This window comes from Chitiniphilus purpureus, from assembly GCF_025642115.1.
GTDB lineage: Bacteria > Pseudomonadota > Gammaproteobacteria > Burkholderiales > Chitinibacteraceae > Chitiniphilus > Chitiniphilus purpureus.
Genome location: NZ_CP106753.1, coordinates 1,293,852 through 1,309,844, shown reverse-complemented (window position 1 = coordinate 1,309,844; position 15,993 = coordinate 1,293,852). Strand labels below are relative to the sequence as shown.

The window sequence follows — 15,993 nt, the reverse complement described above, 5'->3', positions numbered from 1 at the left end:
TGCCTCCAGACACACTCGATGACGGCGAGCCATGTGCTCGCCGTTTGCTTTTCTGCCCTGGGCCATTGGCGAACCTGGAGTTCCATCGTGGTTCGCCATTGCGTCCCTTAAAGGTTCGCCACCCGAGGTTTGGAATGACACCTGTTACTCAACAACGTCACAGGAGCATTCCATGCAGACACCAACCAGCGGTATCCCCCGGTCGCCACAGCAGGCGATCAACACCATGTCACCCGGTGATCGCCGCGTGCTCAACGAGAACGAGCTCGCGCAACGCTGGGGCGTGAGCCCCAAGACTTTGCAGCGCTGGCGCAGTGAGGGTCGCGGTCCACGCTACCTGAAGCTGTCCAAGCGTGTCGGCTACCCGGTCGACGCGATCCTCGAGTTTGAGCGCGAAGCTCTGCACGACTCGACATCCGAACGCGCGGCTGTTTGAGGAGAGATGCGATGAATGACATCACCATCTTCCCCGCCGACATCGCCGAGATGTCCGTCAGCCAACTGGCCGCATTGCCGCCCGCGCAGAAACACGAGATCGACAAGAACCTCGATGCAGCCATCGACTGGCTGAAGAAGGCGCGCACCAAGTTCGACGCGGCACTGGATCAGTGCTACGGCGAGCAGGCACGCACCGCGCTGCGCGAGTCCGGCCGTGACTTCGGCACCGCACACATCAGCGATGGCCCGCTGCACCTGAAGTTCGAGCTACCCAAGAAGGTCAGCTGGGATCAGAAGCAACTGGCTGAGATCGCTGAACGCATCGTCGCCTCAGGCGAGAAGGTCGAGGGTTACCTCGACATCAAGTTGTCCGTCTCCGAATCCCGCTTCACGAACTGGCCGCCTGCTTTGCAACAGCAGTTCGCCGCCGCTCGCACCGTGGATTCCGGCAAGCCGTCTTTCACCCTTTCCATCGATTCGGAGTAATGACCATGAGCACCAATCTCATCGCCTCGCTGCGTCAACAGCTGCCGTCCATCTACGGCGAACACCTCCCTGACGAAATCCGGTATCGCCGCGCGGACGGCAAGGACGTCGTTGTCCCGCTTGATGCCGCCACTGTGGACGAGCTGGCTTTTGCCATCCAGACGGCCAACGCGGAATCGCTGGCGCTCGGTCGTCGCCGCACCGCGCTGGAAGAACTCCACACCGAGGTACGCAAACGTGCCGCGCGTGGAGCCGACCGTATCGCCGACGTGTCGTGGGAGGACTGATCATGAGCGCGATCATTCCCTTCCAGTTCGAAGCGCACGCCGTGCGCGTCCAGGTCGATGAATTCGGGCAGCCGTGGTTCAACGCCACCGATGTCTGCGACGCGCTGGAGATGGGCAATCCGTCTCAGGCGATTAAGTCCCACGTCGATGCCGAGGATCTCCAAAAATTGGAGACCCTTACGGCGGGTGGCCGTCAACGCCAAAACCACGTCAACGAGTCGGGGCTTTACGCCCTGATCCTCGGCAGCACCAAGGATGCCGCCAAGCGTTTCAAGCGCTGGATCACCGGTGAAGTGCTGCCTGCAATCCGCAAGACAGGCGCGTATTCCGCCGCCGCCACGATGGCTGCCTTGCCCGCGCCAACCCAAGATCGCGTCACCGCCATCCTGCTGATCGGCGAGGCGGTCGCCAAGGTACCGGGCGTCAAGACCGGCATTGCAATGGCTGCCACGTTGACCTGCATTCAGGAAAACACCGGCCTGACCACGGAAGTGCTGCGCCGCGCTTTGCCTGCCGCCAACGAGCCTATCTGCTCGCTCAACGCCACACAGCTCGGCAAATTGCTGAGTCACTCAGCCAAAGCCACGAACCAGTTGCTGGCATCCGGCGGCCTTCAGTTCCGTAACGACCGGGACGAGTGGGAACTGACCGAGGCCGGTGAAGCATGGGCCGAAGCCATGCCGTACTCGCGCAACGGTCACAGCGGCTACCAAATCCTCTGGAATCCGGCGGTCGCGGAACAACTGAAGGAGGTGGCGTGATGTCCCTCCCGATCATTTCCGCGCAGCAGCGCTTGGCCGAACGCAAGGGTGTGAAATTGCTGATGCTGGGCAAGTCCGGCATCGGCAAGACCACCCGGCTCAAAGACCTCGACCCTGCCACCACCTTGTTCCTCGATATTGAGGCGGGCGATCTCGCCGTGGCCGATTGGCCGGGCGACACCATCCGCCCGGCATCGTGGCCGGAAAGCCGCGACTTTTTCGTGTTCCTCGCAGGCCCGGACAAGTCACTGCCGCCGGAGAGCGCGTTTTCGCAGGCGCATTACGACCACGTCATCGAGAAATTTGGCAACCCGACGCAGCTCGACCGCTACCAGACCTTCTTCCTCGACTCGATCACGCAGTTGTCCCGGCAGTGCTTCGCGTGGTGCAAGACGCAACCCGGAGCCACCAGCGACCGTTCCGGTAAACCCGATCTGCGCGCCGCATATGGCCTGCTTGGCCAGGAAATGATCGGCGCACTGACACATCTGCAGCACGCACGCGGCAAGAACGTGGTGTTCGTCGCCATCCTCGACGAACGTCTCGATGACTACAACCGCAAGGTGTTCGTGCCGCAGATCGAAGGCAGCAAGACCAGTCTGGAGCTGCCCGGCATCGTCGATGAGGTCGTGACGCTGGCCGAGATCAAGGCCGACGACGGCAGTGCCTACCGAGCCTTCATCACGCACACCGTCAATCCCTACGGCTTTCCGGCCAAAGACCGCAGCGGTCGCCTCGACCTGCTGGAGCCGCCGCATCTCGGCGCACTGATCGCCAAGTGCGCAGGCCAGTCGCCATTGCCCATGCCCGTTAGCACCGGCACCCCCACTACTGAAAACACCACCGAATCCAAGGAGTAATCGCCATGTCGTCCAGCTATTTTGATTTCCAAGATGCCGATCCCCAACAGTCGGGCTTTGACCTGATCCCCAAGGGCGCTGTCGTGCCAGTGCGCATGACCATCAAGCCCGGTGGCTATGACGATCCGGGACAAGGCTGGGGCGGCGGCTACGCCACCGAGTCCTTCGAAACCGGCTCCATCTATCTCGCCGCTGAATTCGTGGTCACGGCTGGCGACCATGCCAAGCGCAAGATGTGGAGCAACATCGGCCTGCACTCCAAGAAGGGGCCGACCTGGGGCCAGATGGGGCGCAGTTTCATCCGCGCCGCGCTCAACAGCGCCCGCAACGTCCACCCCCAGGACAACAGCCCGCAGGCCGCCGCCGCGCGCCGCATCCAGGGCTTTCATGAACTGGATGGCCTGGAGTTTCTGGCGCGCGTGGACATTGAGAAGGATGGCAAGGGCCAAGACCGGAACGTGGTCAAGATCGCCGTCGAACCCGATCACCCCGACTACGCAAAACTGATGGGCGTGCCGCCCAAGGCTCCAGGCAGTGGACATTCCGGCGCTCCTGCGCAGGCGGCTGCGCCTGCGTATCAGGCACCGGCACCGCAACGCGCACCCGTGACCGGCAAGCCGTCGTGGGCGCAGTGAGGGAGGCCGATGAAATGCTGGGTCTGCAAACGACAGGCCCGGGGATTCGGCCACACCGACAACCGTCACGGTGTCGGCCATCCCCGGCGCTATCCCATCGACTGGGTGTTCTGCTCACAACGCTGCCAAAACGCGTTTCATGCGCTGTACGGCAACTGGCTGCGGGTCAAGGAAGGTCGCGTCGACAGTACGGAGGTCGCCATGATCGATCCATCTGATGTCGAACTGGCCGCGATGAAGAAGTGCCTCAAGGCCTTCGGCGAGGCTGCGGGCGAGATTGGCTTCACCAAGCCGCTGGGCGACTACTCCGAAGCCGAGGCGCTGCAAGTGATCGACGCCATCGTCACTTGCTACACCGAGGCAATGGTCACGCACCACGAGGCGAGCAAGTACCCACCGGTACGCGGCATGACGCCTGCGCCCGACCCTCTGGCCAACCCGTTCGCGGATCTGGAGGACGACCTGCCCTGGGAAGAGCCGAAGGGGAAGAAGCCATGATCGACTTCAACTCCTCATCGAGCATCTCGGGTCAGGTCACCACCCTGGTGGACACGGGCCTGCAGCAGGCTCGCGCCCGCCAGTCCGAGCGCCAGTACCTCGGCGCCTCGCGCCTCGGAGTGGCCTGCGAGCGAGCGCTGCAGTTCGAGTACGCCAAGGCACCCATCGACCACGGGCGTGACACCCCAGGCCGAATGCTGCGGATCTTCGAACGCGGTCACGTCATGGAGGACTGCATGGTCGCGTGGCTCCGGGACGCGGGCTTTGACCTGCGCACCCGCAAGGCCGACGGCGAGCAGTTCGGTTTCTCGGTGGCCGATGGCCGCCTGCAGGGCCACATCGACGGCGTCATCGTCGGCGGCCCCGAGGGCTTCGCCTATCCCGCGCTCTGGGAATGTAAGTGTCTCGGCAACAAGTCCTGGAGCGATCTGGACAAGAAGGGCCTGACTCTCTCCAAGCCCGTCTACGCCGCGCAAGTGGCGATCTACCAAGCCTATCTCGAACTGCACGAGCACCCGGCGATCTTCACGGCACTCAACGCCGACACGATGGAGATCTACACCGAGCTCGTGCCCTTTGACGCAGCACTGGCCCAACGCATGTCGGATCGGGCGGTCAAGGTCATCACGGCGACCGAGGCGGGCGACCTTCTGCCGCGCGCCTTCCATGACTCGACCCACTTTGAATGCCGGATGTGCGCGTGGCAAGACCGCTGCTGGAGGACACAAGCATGAATACCTCGAATTTAAATCACGTACTGGGCGAGCAGCTGATCGACGTGCGCCAGGCAGCACTGATGTTCAACCTGCCGTCGTATTGGCTCTCACAAGCCAAGGAGCGACAGGAGCGTCGCATTCCGCATTACCGCGTCGGCAAACTTGTTCGCTTCAAACCCAACGAGCTGGAAGCCTGGATCGCTGCGCAGCAGACGTCACACGAGGGTGCTGCCGATGCTTGATTTCAATGACACATCACCACCGGGAGAAACGGGCCGGCGCAACGTCAATGACAGCGAGCGGGACGAGATTCGCACTGAACTGATCGCACGCATGGAATCAGTCCTGACCACGATGTTTCCGGCAGGAAAGAAGCGTCGTGGCAAGTTTCTGATCGGGGACATCCTGGGCAGCCCGGGCGACAGCCTTGAGGTGGTACTCGAAGGCGACAAGGCTGGTCTCTGGACGGATCGTGCCACGGGCGATGGCGGTGACATCTTTGCCTTGATCGCCGCCTACCTCGGGGCCAACGTCCACACCGACTTTCCCCGGGTGCTCGACGAGGCAGCTGATCTGCTCGGTCGTTCGCGATCAGTGCCGGTACGCCGCGCCAAGAAGGAAGCTCCGGTTGATGATCTCGGCCCGGCCACGGCCAAGTGGGACTACTTCGATGCCACCGGCAAACTGATTGCGGTCGTGTACCGCTACGACCCACCCGGGCGCAAGAAGGAGTTCCGGCCGTGGGATGCCAATCGGCGCAAGATGACTCCGCCCGATCCGCGCCCGCTGTACAACCAGCCGGGGCTGGCGGCCGCTGGTCACGTTGTGCTGGTCGAGGGCGAGAAGTGTGCGCAGGCCCTGATCGCCATCGGCGTGGTGGCAACCACGGCCATGCATGGCGCAAATGCTCCCGTCGACAAGACCGACTGGTCGCCGCTGGCGGGCAAATCCGTGCTGATCTGGCCTGATCGGGACGCGCCGGGCTGGGATTACGCTGACCGTGCATCGCAAGCAATCCTGAACGCGGGTGCGACCACGGTCGCCATCCTGGTGCCACCCGATGACAAGCCGGAAGGCTGGGATGCGGCTGACGCCATTCCGGACGGCTTCGATGTGAGGGGCTTCCTCGCCGTCGGCGAGCGGATGCCGGTGATGCGCTCGGTCGAGGAGACGCCACCACCGGATCTGCTGACCGGTGTCGACTGGGCTACGGAGGACGGCTTGTCCTCGGCCTTCACACGCCGCTATGGCGAGGACTGGCGCTACTGCGCGCTTTGGGGCAAATGGCTGGTCTGGACCGGCGTGCGCTGGAATCCGGATCAGGTGCTCTACGTGTCTCATCTGGCACGCGGTATCTGCCGGATGGCGTCACTCAAGGCGGACAGCCCTCGGCTCAAAGGCAAGCTGGCCAGCTCCGCCACGATCTCGTCCGTCGAGAAAATCGCACGCTCCGATCCCAAGCACGCTTCCACCGCCGAGGAGTGGGATGCCGACGTCTGGGCGCTCAACACACCAGGCGGTGTGGTTGATCTGCGCACGGGCCGCATGCGACCGCACCGACGCGATGATCGGATGACCAAGGTGACCACGGCCACATCGCAGGGCGACAGTCCGACGTGGCGCGCATTCCTGGCCGACGTCACAGGCGGCGACGCTGAACTGATTGCCTACCTGCAACTGATGGTCGGCTACTGCCTGACGGGCGTGACCAGCGAGCACGCGCTGTTCTTCCTGTACGGGACCGGCGCGAACGGCAAGTCGGTGTTCGTCAACGTCCTGACCACCATCTTGGGCGACTACGCGGCCAACGCGCCGATGGACACGTTCATGGAGGCGCGCACAGACCGGCATCCGACCGATCTGGCGGGCCTGCGCGGCGCACGCTTTGTGTCATCCATCGAAACCGAACAGGGTCGGCGTTGGAACGAATCCAAGGTCAAGGCCATCACCGGAGGCGACAAGGTTTCCGCACGTTTCATGCGCCAGGACTTCTTCGAGTACGTGCCGCAGTTCAAGTTGGTGATCGCAGGCAACCACAAGCCATCGATCCGCAACGTGGATGAGGCGATGAAGCGGCGGCTGCACCTGATCCCGTTCACGGTGACGATCCCGCCCGAGCGCCGCGACGGCAGGCTGACCGAGAAGCTGCTCAAGGAGCGCGACGGGATTCTGGCGTGGGCGGTCGAGGGTTGCAGCCTCTGGCAACGCCAGGGCTTGAAGCCGCCCGCCAGTGTGGTGTCGGCGACCGAGGAGTATTTCGAGGCCGAAGACGCGCTCGGGCAGTGGATCGAAGAGCGATGCCTGCTGGCCAAGACCCACCGCGAAGGCGTTTCCGAATTGTTCGCCGACTGGCGTGAATGGGCTGAGCGCGCGGGTGAGTACGTGGGCTCGGTCAAGCGCTTTTCCGAACTGATGGCCGCCCGCAAGTTCGAGAAGTGTCGGCTGACCGGGGGCGCACGTGGGATCACGGGCATTGCCCTCAGGCCCAAGCCGTACAGCCATGGCTACCCCTACCGAGATGACTGAGCAATCCGGGCGAGTGACGGATTTGACGGGTTTCCTGATTGACGTGCTACGCGTGCGCGCACGTTAAGGCTGTTTTCCAAAGAACCCGTCGCATCCGTCACTCGCCCCCCCGAACTGGAGTACGACGATGAACACGACAATCTTGGCCCTTGATCTGGGCACACACACCGGGTGGGCTTTGCAGCACCTGGACGGCACTATCACCAGCGGCACGGAGCACTTCAAGCCGCAGCGATTTGAAGGAGGCGGCATGCGTTTCCTCCGTTTCAAACGCTGGCTCAACGAATTGCTCTCGGCCAGCAACCACATCAACGCGGTGTTCTTCGAGGAGGTTCGACGGCACGCTGGCGTTGATGCGGCGCACGCCTACGGTGGCTTCATGGGACACCTGACCGCGTGGTGTGAGCATCACAACATCCCTTACCAGGGTGTTCCAGTCGGCACGATCAAGAAGCACGCGACCGGCAAGGGCAATGCGGGCAAGGACGACATGATCGCGTCCGTCCGCCTGCGTGGTCACAACCCAGCCGACGACAACGAAGCCGACGCCCTGGCCTTGCTGCACTGGGCTGTCGAGACGCAGGAGGTGTGACATGAAGGTGCCGACACCCCAATACCGCGGCCCCCTCGGTCGTCTGCAACCTCAGGCCACGGATCTGGATGCGATCAAGGAACGTGGCTGGCGTGACCAACACATCCTGGTGGTCAACGCATCCGACGAACGTCTGGACTTCATCGAGCGCGAGATCGTGCGACGCATCGGTGACCGGCTCTACGGAGGGCGACGCAATGACTAAGTGGACTATCGAGGACGTTGCTGCTCGGTTTGAAGAGGCCGCAAGCACCAGTCGACGGTTGCCTCCTGTTCGAGTGCAGGGTTACTTCAACTGCTGGCCCACCATTGTCCGAAGCGAATGGGAGACCTTTGCAGCGGACGAGAGGGTGTACCGATCCTTTCCGCCGAGTCCAGAGGCAATTGAACGAATGCTGGAGGTCATGCGCTGGGTGCAGTGGCTCACCATCGAGCAACGTCATCTCGTATGGATGCGCGCGAAGCGCTATGGCTGGCGGGACATCACGATCCGCTTTGCCTGCGACCGCACGACGGCATGGCGGCATTGGCAGCGGGCATTGCAGACGGTCGCAGATCAACTCAATGGTGTGGTGATCGCGTAGGGTTTTGGCGTGATTTGGCGCGTATGGTCGGAGATGTGCTCCATCACGCGGCAATCAGCGGTTTTTGCCCCTGCAACAAAACGACCTGATCTTGCGTAGTATTCATCTATCGTCTGGACAGAGGTGACGGCAGAGGAAGCAGCCCAGAAATCAACGGGTCCTTCCTGGCCAAAAACCAATGCGGGGGGCGCGAGCGCGGCGCTTTTTTAGCGTCAGGGTGCGAACCAAGGTTCGCACGGTTCGCAGTTCGCACCCCGTCAGTTCGCACCAACCCCAAAACCCGCCCACGGTTGTCGTCGGCGGGTTTTCTATTTTCAGGACACCCTCTTTGAATACGCTCAACGTCGAGTACCGCAAGGTCGAGGCGCTGATTCCCTACGCCCGCAACCCGCGCTCACATTCCGAGGCGCAAGTCACCAAGATCGCCGCCAGCATCGTCGAATACGGCTGGACGAACCCTGTTCTGGTTGATGGCGACAACGGCATCATCGCGGGCCATGGTCGTTTGGCTGCTGCACGCAAGCTGGGTCTGGATCACGTGCCGGTGATCGAACTGGCCCATCTCACCACCGCGCAAAAGCGCGCCCTGGTCATCGCCGACAACCGGCTGGCGCTTGACGCTGGCTGGGATGAGGAGATGTTGGCGCTCGAACTGGCGGACCTTTCCGAAGCGGGTTTCGAATTGGCACTGACCGGCTTCGAGAACATCGAGATCGATGCGCTGCTGGCAGATGCCACGCCCACCGAAGCAGAACCTGCGGCGCAGGGTGGTGTAGACGCCGATGAACCCGATACGACCGATGACGTACCTGACACGCCTGTGGTGGCGGTGTCGCGCGGGGGAGATGTCTGGGCCATCGGCTCGCACCGGTTGATCTGTGGCGACGCCACCGACCCAGCCGTGGTCGCCACGCTGATGCAGGGTGACACCGCGCAGCTTTGCTTTACCTCGCCGCCGTATGGCAACCAGCGCGACTACACCTCCGGCGGCATTGCCGATTGGGATGTCCTGATGCGCGGTGTGTTCGCACATCTGCCGATGGCGGGCGACGGACAGGTGCTGGTCAATCTTGGGCTGATCCACCGCGACAACGAGGTCATCCCCTATTGGGACGGCTGGCTGTCCTGGATGCGTCAGCTAGGGTGGCGGCGCTTCGCGTGGTACGTCTGGGATCAGGGGCCAGGCATGCCCGGCGACTGGCAGGGCCGATTAGCTCCCAGCTTCGAGTTTGTTTTCCACTTCAATCGCAGCACCCGCAAACCCAACAAGATTGTTCCTTGCAAGCACGCAGGCCAGGAATCGCACCTGCGCGCTGACGGGTCGTCCACGGCGATGCGCGGTAAGGATGGCGAGGTCGGCGGCTGGACGCACAAGGGTCAGCCGACGCAGGACACCCGAATCCCCGACTCGGTGATTCGCGTGATGCGCCACAAGGGCAAGATCGGGCAGGACATTGATCACCCGGCCGTGTTCCCGGTCGCATTGCCTGAGTTTGCCATCGAGGCTTACACCGATTCGGGTGACGTCGTGTTCGAGCCCTTCGGCGGCAGTGGCACGACGATGCTGGCCGCGCAACGCACTGGTCGTATCTGCCGCAGTGTGGAAATTGCGCCGGAGTACGTGGACGTGGCCATTAAGCGTTTTCAGCAAAACCACCCCGGGGTGCCGGTCACGCTCATCGCAGGCTGTGGAATCAAATCGGGCCAGTCCTTCGATGAGGTGGCCACAGAACGGCTGGCGACCATGGAGGTAGAACAATGAGCGCGTCCTGGTTGGCAGACAAGATCGAGCAGTGGCCGACAGCCAAACTGCTGCCCTATGCCCGCAATGCGCGGACGCACTCGGATGATCAGGTGGCGCAGATCGCCGCATCGATTGCCGAGTTTGGCTTCACCAATCCGATCCTTGCAGGCAGTGACGGCATCATCGTCGCTGGGCATGGACGTTTGGCCGCTGCGCAGAAACTTGGGCTTGAGATCGTGCCCGTGGTCGTCCTTGATCACCTGAGCCCAACACAGCGCCGCGCCTTGGTCATCGCTGACAACCGCATCGCGGAGAACGCTGGCTGGGATGACGCCATGTTGCGCATCGAGCTGGAGGCCTTGCAGTTGGAAGGTTTCGATCTGGACATCACCGGCTTCGACGCCGACGCGCTGGCCGAACTGATCGCGGGTGACGAGCCGGACAATGGGGGCCAGACCGATGAGGACGCGGTACCGGAGGTTGGCGAGACACCCATCTCGCGCCCGGGCGATGTCTGGATCATGGGTCAGCACCGCCTGCTGTGCGGCGACTCGACTGTGGCCGAGAGCTATGCCCGGCTGATGCAGGGCGATGTAGCAGACATGGTCTTCACCGACCCGCCGTACAACGTGAACTACGCCAACAGTGCCAAGGACAAGATGCGCGGCAAGGATCGCGCGATCCTCAACGACAACTTGGGCGATGGCTTCTACGACTTCCTGTTGGCAGCATTGACGCCCACTGTGGCGAACTGCCGGGGCGGCATCTATGTGGCGATGTCATCCAGCGAGCTGGATGTGCTGCAGGCCGCCTTTCGCGCCGCCGGTGGCAAGTGGTCGACGTTCATCATCTGGGCCAAGAACACCTTCACGCTGGGCCGTGCCGACTACCAGCGCCAGTACGAACCGATCTTGTACGGATGGCCCGAGGGTGCGCAACGCCACTGGTGTGGTGACCGCGATCAGGGCGATGTGTGGGCTATCAAGAAACCGCAGAAGAACGATCTGCATCCGACGATGAAGCCGGTGGAGCTGGTTGAGCGCGCGATCCGCAATTCGAGCCGCCCGGGTAACGTGGTGCTCGATCCGTTCGGTGGTTCTGGCACAACGTTGATTGCAGCCGAAAAGTCGGGGCGCGTCGCGCGGCTGATCGAACTCGATCCGAGGTACGTGGATGTGATCGTGTGCCGGTGGGAGGACTTCACCGGCCAGACGGCTATCCGCGAGGCAGCAGACCAGGAAGTGTGCGCCAGTTGAATGTCTGGCCGGGCTGCTTGGCCTCTTCTTCCTCGGCGATGCGTCGCAAGATTTGCAGGGTGGTGAGATCGCGCGGCAGTGCCATGCACATGACGCGCACAGCCTGTTCGATGGAGATTTCTGGACGCCGGTTGGCAATCAGCCAACGAAGCGCCTGCTCCCGTTCGGTGGCGGGCGTTTTCATCAGGCAGCCATCTCTTCGCAGATTTCGCTGTGGATCACAAAGCCTGTCAGGTAAGGCAGGCCGCGCGGGATGCCGTACTGCTTGCTGGTCTGGCGGCCAATCGTCCAGCCCATCCAACGTTGGGTGGCGGCGTTGATCGCATCCTGCAAGGATTGGCCTTGGTGCAAACCGTTCTGGACGTCGTCGGCAAAGTGGCGTCCGTGGCGGCTGTCGAGGAAGGTCCGCACAGATTCGAGTGGCTGGCCGGTGGCGTCCGAGATGGCGATCATCGCCAAGGGCCAGGCTGCTGCGGCCTGTTCGTTCATCGTGCCCCAAAAACCCCAGGCTTCGTTTTGGGTGGCGGGTATCTGGTTGGTGGTCATGGTGTCTTCTCCGGGTTGATCGTTGCGACACCTGTAGTAACGCGCTGTTCGATTGAGAAGCCAAGCTGTTCCTGGCTTCTTTCTCGATCAATTTCGATCACCCGAGACGGGCTACGTAGCGGGCGTAATCACCGCCCTCGGGATTGACGTAGAGGTAAGGGCGTCCGGGAGCAGTGACCTCGACGCAGAGGCAGCCGTCACCAGTGCCGCCACCCTTGCCACGCAGCCAGTCGCGTGACACCAGCAGGCTGCGCCCAAAGGCGTCGAATTCGGCAGGGGTGAGCTCCTTGGTCTCAGTGACGTAGATCTTGTGCTGGTCGCGACCGCCCAGTTCGCCGAGGTCGGCAGATTTGCGTGCAAACGGCAGGCGGATACTCAACTCTTCGACCTGGAGGCTTTGGCCTGCGAACTGCAGGGTGCGTGGGGTGCGTTCGATGGTGATGGTCATGGTGCTCATGGCGGTTTTCCTGGTATGGCGTCGTCAATCACGACACCTGTATGACCGCGCTGGTGGGGAGAGAAGCCAAGCTATTCATGGCTCCTCTCGCCATCTTTTTGGCATCGCCGAAACTCGCTGTGCTCGCTTTCAGGCGATGCGGTAGATCCGCTCGCCACCCTGCGGCTTGTCCGAGACGATGGTCAGGCCGAGCTTTTTCTTGAAGGCTCCGGCGAAGGTGCCGCGCACCGTGTGCGCCTGCCAACCGGTGGCGGTGCAGATCTGGCCGATGGTTGCGCCCTCAGGGCGTTGCAGCATCCGGATCACTTCGGCTTGCTTGCTGTTCTCGCGTGTGCGTGGCTTGACCCACGTGGCTTCGGCGGCGGTTACGGCGGCTTCCAGTTCGGGATCGCTCGCGGCCGCAGGCGCGCCTTCAGCGTTGGCAATGATCTGGTCGAGATTGGCTTCGAACTGACCGCTGTCCTTTCTATTCACGTCGGGACGCGGAATGCCCAGGGCGTCATAGCCCTCCGCAGCGACAAACCAGTCGGTGCTGTCGGTGGTGATCAGTGCGCGGTTGAAAAGTCCGTCGAGCACCTTCTTGCGTGCGCCGCCTTTGATGTTGTCGGGGAACCAGTCGATCTTGCCGCTGGTGTGTTCAACCGCGTGGGCCAGGATCGCGTGCTGGGCAGGGGTCAGCTGGGTGGTGGTCATGTTTTGCTCCTTCGATGTGGTGGACGGTGATGTGATGAACGCGCTGTTCTCAAGTGAAGCCAAGCGCTTTCTGCTTGGCTTCTTCGCTTCGCAATCAGGTGTTGGCCTTGTCTGACGGGTTGGCATTGCGCCCCTGCTCAAGACCCGCGTTGAAGGCGGCTTCAAGCGCATCGCGTAGGCACCAGACCGCTACATCGTGGAAATCGAGGCTGTCCGAGCGGCGGGTTTCCAGGGTTTCGATGCCTAGCTTGTTTTGCGCGATCTGGGTCAGGAGTTGTTCGAGCTTGCTCATGTCCGTGTCCTTTCATGGTGTTGATGACGAACGTATGAACGCGCTGTTCCAGATGGAAGCCAAGCTCAATCCGCAGGAATGACGAACAAATGATTGAAGGTGCCCCGAAGGGGAAATATGGGTATTTCGATTCGTGCCTACGCACGCCACCGAGGGGTGTCCGATGCAGCGGTGCGCAAGGCCATCGCTGCTGGGCGGATCACGCCGGAGGCAGACGGAACGATTGATGCCGAGCGCGTCGACCGCGAGTGGGCGCGTAATTCCGATGCACCGCGCAATGGCACGGCCACCCGCGCTGTCAAGGTCGCCGTCCCGGAGTCCAGCGGACCTACAGGAGATGGACAAGCAGCATTACCAGTCGGTGGAACGTCCTTGCTGCAAGCGCGGACGGTCAACGAAGTGGTCAAGGCGCAAACCAACAAGGTGCGCCTGGCCCGCCTCAAGGGCGAGCTGGTGGATCGGCCGCAGGCCATCGCCCATGTTTTCAAGCTGGCGCGCTCCGAACGCGATGCCTGGCTCAACTGGCCCGCACGCATCTCGGCACAGATGGCAGCCAAGCTCGGCGTCGATCCCCACACTATGCACATCGCCTTGGAAGCGGCGGTGCGTGAGCACCTGCAGGAACTGGGCGAGATGCGCCCGAGGGTGGATTGATGGACTTGGACTATGAAGGCGCTGCCGAGATTGAGCGCGCATGGCGCGAAGGACTGACTCCGGACCCGCTGCTCACAGTGTCCGAATGGTCGGATCGCCACCGCATGCTCTCCAGCAAGGCCTCTGCCGAGCCTGGGCGCTGGCGTACCAGCCGCACGCCATACCTGAAAGCAATCATGGATTGCCTGTCGCCGACCTCGCCGGTCGAGCGTGTGGTGTTCATGAAAGCGGCGCAGCTTGGCGCGACCGAGATGGGATCGAACTGGATCGGCTATGTGATCCATCACGCACCTGGGCCAATGATGGCGGTGTGGCCGACAGTGGAGATGGCCAAGCGCAACTCCAAGCAGCGGATCGATCCGCTGATCGAGGAGTCGTCCGCACTGGCGGAACTGATTGCACCGGCGCGCAGCCGGGATTCCGGCAACACCATCCTGGCCAAGGAGTTCCGGGGTGGCGTGCTGGTGATGACCGGGGCCAACAGCGCGGTCGGGCTGCGCTCGATGCCGGTGCGGTATCTGTTCCTCGACGAGGTCGACGGCTATCCGTTGGACGTCGAGGGTGAAGGCGATGCGATCTCGCTGGCCGAAGCCCGTACACGCACGTTCGCGCGGCGCAAGATCTTCATCGTCTCGACGCCGACGATTTCAGGGGCATCGGCTATCGAGCGCGAGTACGAGGCCAGTGACCAACGTCGCTACTTTGTGCCGTGTCCGCATTGCTCCCACCGTCAGTGGCTGCGTTTCGAGCTGCTGCGTTGGGACAAAGGGCAACCGGAGACCGCCGCCTACATCTGCGAGTCATGTGACACCGCCATTGCCGAGCACCACAAGACGTGGATGCTGGAGCACGGCGAGTGGCGCGCGATGATCACCGATGGCACGGGTAAGACGGCAGGCTTCCACCTGTCGTCGCTGTACAGCCCGGTGGGCTGGCGTTCGTGGCGGGAGATCGCCGCTGCGTGGGAAGCTGCCGTCAGTAAAGAGTCGGGATCGGCCGCCGCCATCAAGACCTTCAAGAACACCGAGCTAGGCGAAACCTGGGTCGAGGAAGGCGAAGCGCCGGACTGGCAACGACTGGTCGAACGCCGCGAGGACTACCGCGTCGGTACGGTGCCGCAAGGTGGTCTGCTCTTGGTCGGCGCGGCCGACGTGCAGAAAGATCGCATCGAGGCGTCGGTCTGGGCCTTTGGGCGCGGCAAGGAGTCCTGGCTGGTTGAGCACCGCGTGCTGATGGGTGACACCGCCCGCGACGCGGTGTGGAAGAGCCTCGCTGAAATGCTGGCCGAAACATGGACACATGCCTCGGGCGCGGCGATGCCGCTGGTGCGCTTTGCCTTGGATACCGGGTTTGCCACGCAGGAGGCCTACGCCTTTGTGAGGGCCTGCCGCGATTCGCGTGTGATGGCGGTCAAGGGGATGCCTCGCGGTGCAGCCTTGATCGGCACGCCGACCGCCATCGATGTCTCGCAGGGTGGCAAGAAGCTGCGCCGGGGCATCAAGGTGTACACGGTGGCGGTCAGCATCGCCAAGCTCGAGTTCTACAACAACCTGCGCAAGAGCGCCGATGTTGGCGAGGACGGATTGACCACGGTGTTCCCGGCCGGGTTCGTCCATCTGCCCAAGATCGACGCTGAGTTCATCCAGCAACTCTGCGCGGAACAACTGATCACTCGCCGCGACCGCAACGGCTTCCCGGTGCGTGAGTGGCAAAAGATGCGTGAGCGCAATGAGGCGCTCGACTGCTACGTCTACGCCCGCGCGGCTGCATCGGCGGCGGGTCTGGATCGCTTCGAGGAACGTCACTGGCGGGAACTGGAGCGACAACTGGGGCTGGCCAGTCCGCCAGCCCTTGAAACACCTACTGAATCGATCAACGAGGCCACCCAACGCGGTGGCCTCGCTGTTTCTGGCAACCGTAACACCGGTCGGCGCGTGATCAAAAGCCGCTGGCTGTCCTGACACCTCA

General features: G+C 62.7%; 22 protein-coding genes. 17 read left to right on the top strand and 5 right to left on the bottom strand.

Annotated elements, in window-relative coordinates; genetic code table 11:
* Nucleotides 1-172: 172 nt before the first annotated feature.
* The 15 genes from N8I74_RS05785 (at nt 173) to N8I74_RS05715 (ending at nt 11,383) form a co-directional block, all read left to right on the top strand.
* Nucleotides 173-436 (top strand): helix-turn-helix transcriptional regulator, encoded by a 264-nt coding sequence (locus N8I74_RS05785; RefSeq protein WP_020200569.1) that lies wholly within the window; start codon nt 173-175, stop codon nt 434-436.
* Nucleotides 437-447: 11 nt separating this feature from the next.
* Entirely contained in the window at nt 448-924 is a 477-nt protein-coding gene (locus N8I74_RS05780) for a hypothetical protein (RefSeq protein ID WP_020200568.1), read from the top strand.
* Nucleotides 925-929: 5 nt separating this feature from the next.
* Nucleotides 930-1,211: a hypothetical protein gene (locus N8I74_RS05775; RefSeq protein ID WP_263125915.1), complete on the top strand. Its 282-nt coding sequence runs from the start codon at nt 930-932 to the stop codon at nt 1,209-1,211.
* 2 nt (nt 1,212-1,213) lie between these two features.
* Nucleotides 1,214-1,972 carry a BRO-N domain-containing protein gene (locus tag N8I74_RS05770; protein ID WP_263125914.1) on the top strand — a complete coding sequence of 253 codons (759 nt, stop codon included), beginning with the start codon at nt 1,214-1,216 and terminating at the stop codon, nt 1,970-1,972.
* Nucleotides 1,972-2,832 (top strand): ATP-binding protein, encoded by an 861-nt coding sequence (locus tag N8I74_RS05765; protein WP_263125913.1) that lies wholly within the window; start codon nt 1,972-1,974, stop codon nt 2,830-2,832. The genes N8I74_RS05770 and N8I74_RS05765 overlap by 1 nt, the downstream gene beginning before the upstream one ends.
* A 5-nt stretch (nt 2,833-2,837) precedes the next feature.
* Nucleotides 2,838-3,467 (top strand): hypothetical protein, encoded by a 630-nt coding sequence (locus tag N8I74_RS05760; protein ID WP_263125912.1) that lies wholly within the window; start codon nt 2,838-2,840, stop codon nt 3,465-3,467.
* Nucleotides 3,468-3,476: 9 nt separating this feature from the next.
* Complete coding sequence (locus N8I74_RS05755) at nt 3,477-3,965, top strand: DUF6511 domain-containing protein (RefSeq protein WP_153166720.1); 489 nt, start codon at nt 3,477-3,479, stop codon at nt 3,963-3,965.
* Nucleotides 3,962-4,699: a hypothetical protein gene (locus N8I74_RS05750; RefSeq protein ID WP_263125911.1), complete on the top strand. Its 738-nt coding sequence runs from the start codon at nt 3,962-3,964 to the stop codon at nt 4,697-4,699. Before N8I74_RS05755 ends, N8I74_RS05750 begins: the two co-directional genes overlap by 4 nt.
* Nucleotides 4,696-4,923, top strand: coding sequence for a helix-turn-helix domain-containing protein (locus N8I74_RS05745; RefSeq protein WP_024541980.1), 228 nt, complete (start codon nt 4,696-4,698; stop codon nt 4,921-4,923). The genes N8I74_RS05750 and N8I74_RS05745 overlap by 4 nt, the downstream gene beginning before the upstream one ends.
* Nucleotides 4,916-7,207, top strand: coding sequence for a phage/plasmid primase, P4 family (locus tag N8I74_RS05740; protein ID WP_263126719.1), 2,292 nt, complete (start codon nt 4,916-4,918; stop codon nt 7,205-7,207). The genes N8I74_RS05745 and N8I74_RS05740 overlap by 8 nt, the downstream gene beginning before the upstream one ends.
* 127 nt (nt 7,208-7,334) lie before the next feature.
* Nucleotides 7,335-7,799 carry a crossover junction endodeoxyribonuclease RuvC gene (locus tag N8I74_RS05735; protein WP_263125910.1) on the top strand — a complete coding sequence of 155 codons (465 nt, stop codon included), beginning with the start codon at nt 7,335-7,337 and terminating at the stop codon, nt 7,797-7,799.
* Nucleotide 7,800: 1 nt separating this feature from the next.
* The gene (locus tag N8I74_RS05730; RefSeq protein WP_263125909.1) at nt 7,801-8,004 is read left to right on the top strand and encodes a hypothetical protein; all 204 of its coding nucleotides are present in this window, start codon (nt 7,801-7,803) and stop codon (nt 8,002-8,004) included.
* Complete coding sequence (locus N8I74_RS05725) at nt 7,997-8,383, top strand: DUF6362 family protein (protein WP_263125908.1); 387 nt, start codon at nt 7,997-7,999, stop codon at nt 8,381-8,383. The genes N8I74_RS05730 and N8I74_RS05725 overlap by 8 nt, the downstream gene beginning before the upstream one ends.
* Nucleotides 8,384-8,711: 328 nt before the next feature.
* The gene (locus N8I74_RS05720) at nt 8,712-10,145 is read left to right on the top strand and encodes a site-specific DNA-methyltransferase (RefSeq protein WP_263125907.1); all 1,434 of its coding nucleotides are present in this window, start codon (nt 8,712-8,714) and stop codon (nt 10,143-10,145) included.
* Between the two features lie 92 nt (nt 10,146-10,237).
* On the top strand, nt 10,238-11,383 hold the full coding sequence (locus N8I74_RS05715; protein ID WP_456298713.1) for a site-specific DNA-methyltransferase: 1,146 nt from the start codon (nt 10,238-10,240) through the stop codon (nt 11,381-11,383).
* Here the strand turns inward: N8I74_RS05715 and N8I74_RS05710 are convergent.
* From N8I74_RS05710 to N8I74_RS05690, 5 genes are all read right to left on the bottom strand, one after another.
* On the bottom strand, nt 11,343-11,567 hold the full coding sequence (locus tag N8I74_RS05710; RefSeq protein WP_239884058.1) for a hypothetical protein: 225 nt from the start codon (nt 11,565-11,567) through the stop codon (nt 11,343-11,345). The genes N8I74_RS05715 and N8I74_RS05710 overlap by 41 nt on opposite strands.
* Nucleotides 11,567-11,929, bottom strand: a complete 363-nt coding sequence (locus tag N8I74_RS05705; RefSeq protein WP_263125905.1) for a hypothetical protein — start codon at nt 11,927-11,929, stop codon at nt 11,567-11,569. The genes N8I74_RS05710 and N8I74_RS05705 overlap by 1 nt, the downstream gene beginning before the upstream one ends.
* Before the next feature lie 97 nt (nt 11,930-12,026).
* Nucleotides 12,027-12,386, bottom strand: a complete 360-nt coding sequence (locus tag N8I74_RS05700) for a hypothetical protein (RefSeq protein WP_263125904.1) — start codon at nt 12,384-12,386, stop codon at nt 12,027-12,029.
* A gap of 129 nt (nt 12,387-12,515) precedes the next feature.
* Nucleotides 12,516-13,079 (bottom strand): DUF3489 domain-containing protein, encoded by a 564-nt coding sequence (locus N8I74_RS05695; protein WP_263125903.1) that lies wholly within the window; start codon nt 13,077-13,079, stop codon nt 12,516-12,518.
* 94 nt (nt 13,080-13,173) lie between these two features.
* Nucleotides 13,174-13,371 carry a DUF6900 domain-containing protein gene (locus N8I74_RS05690; protein WP_055451284.1) on the bottom strand — a complete coding sequence of 66 codons (198 nt, stop codon included), beginning with the start codon at nt 13,369-13,371 and terminating at the stop codon, nt 13,174-13,176.
* 171 nt (nt 13,372-13,542) lie between these two features.
* On the opposite strand from N8I74_RS05690, the gene N8I74_RS05685 reads away from it, so the two are divergent.
* Together N8I74_RS05685 and N8I74_RS05680 are read left to right on the top strand one after the other, a co-directional pair.
* On the top strand, nt 13,543-14,025 hold the full coding sequence (locus tag N8I74_RS05685) for an elements of external origin (RefSeq protein ID WP_263125902.1): 483 nt from the start codon (nt 13,543-13,545) through the stop codon (nt 14,023-14,025).
* Nucleotides 14,025-15,986 (top strand): phage terminase large subunit family protein, encoded by a 1,962-nt coding sequence (locus N8I74_RS05680; protein WP_263125901.1) that lies wholly within the window; start codon nt 14,025-14,027, stop codon nt 15,984-15,986. The genes N8I74_RS05685 and N8I74_RS05680 overlap by 1 nt, the downstream gene beginning before the upstream one ends.
* Nucleotides 15,987-15,993: the final 7 nt, after the last annotated feature.

Coding starts and splice junctions, on each gene's coding strand:
- N8I74_RS05785 (WP_020200569.1), top strand. CDS start 173: ATGCAGACACCAACCAGCGGTATCCCCCGGTCGCCACAGCAGGCGATC.
- N8I74_RS05780 (WP_020200568.1), top strand. CDS start 448: ATGAATGACATCACCATCTTCCCCGCCGACATCGCCGAGATGTCCGTC.
- N8I74_RS05775 (WP_263125915.1), top strand. CDS start 930: ATGAGCACCAATCTCATCGCCTCGCTGCGTCAACAGCTGCCGTCCATC.
- N8I74_RS05770 (WP_263125914.1), top strand. CDS start 1,214: ATGAGCGCGATCATTCCCTTCCAGTTCGAAGCGCACGCCGTGCGCGTC.
- N8I74_RS05765 (WP_263125913.1), top strand. CDS start 1,972: ATGTCCCTCCCGATCATTTCCGCGCAGCAGCGCTTGGCCGAACGCAAG.
- N8I74_RS05760 (WP_263125912.1), top strand. CDS start 2,838: ATGTCGTCCAGCTATTTTGATTTCCAAGATGCCGATCCCCAACAGTCG.
- N8I74_RS05755 (WP_153166720.1), top strand. CDS start 3,477: ATGAAATGCTGGGTCTGCAAACGACAGGCCCGGGGATTCGGCCACACC.
- N8I74_RS05750 (WP_263125911.1), top strand. CDS start 3,962: ATGATCGACTTCAACTCCTCATCGAGCATCTCGGGTCAGGTCACCACC.
- N8I74_RS05745 (WP_024541980.1), top strand. CDS start 4,696: ATGAATACCTCGAATTTAAATCACGTACTGGGCGAGCAGCTGATCGAC.
- N8I74_RS05740 (WP_263126719.1), top strand. CDS start 4,916: ATGCTTGATTTCAATGACACATCACCACCGGGAGAAACGGGCCGGCGC.
- N8I74_RS05735 (WP_263125910.1), top strand. CDS start 7,335: ATGAACACGACAATCTTGGCCCTTGATCTGGGCACACACACCGGGTGG.
- N8I74_RS05730 (WP_263125909.1), top strand. CDS start 7,801: ATGAAGGTGCCGACACCCCAATACCGCGGCCCCCTCGGTCGTCTGCAA.
- N8I74_RS05725 (WP_263125908.1), top strand. CDS start 7,997: ATGACTAAGTGGACTATCGAGGACGTTGCTGCTCGGTTTGAAGAGGCC.
- N8I74_RS05710 (WP_239884058.1), bottom strand. CDS start 11,567: ATGAAAACGCCCGCCACCGAACGGGAGCAGGCGCTTCGTTGGCTGATT.
- N8I74_RS05705 (WP_263125905.1), bottom strand. CDS start 11,929: ATGACCACCAACCAGATACCCGCCACCCAAAACGAAGCCTGGGGTTTT.
- N8I74_RS05700 (WP_263125904.1), bottom strand. CDS start 12,386: ATGAGCACCATGACCATCACCATCGAACGCACCCCACGCACCCTGCAG.
- N8I74_RS05695 (WP_263125903.1), bottom strand. CDS start 13,079: ATGACCACCACCCAGCTGACCCCTGCCCAGCACGCGATCCTGGCCCAC.
- N8I74_RS05690 (WP_055451284.1), bottom strand. CDS start 13,371: ATGAGCAAGCTCGAACAACTCCTGACCCAGATCGCGCAAAACAAGCTA.
- N8I74_RS05680 (WP_263125901.1), top strand. CDS start 14,025: ATGGACTTGGACTATGAAGGCGCTGCCGAGATTGAGCGCGCATGGCGC.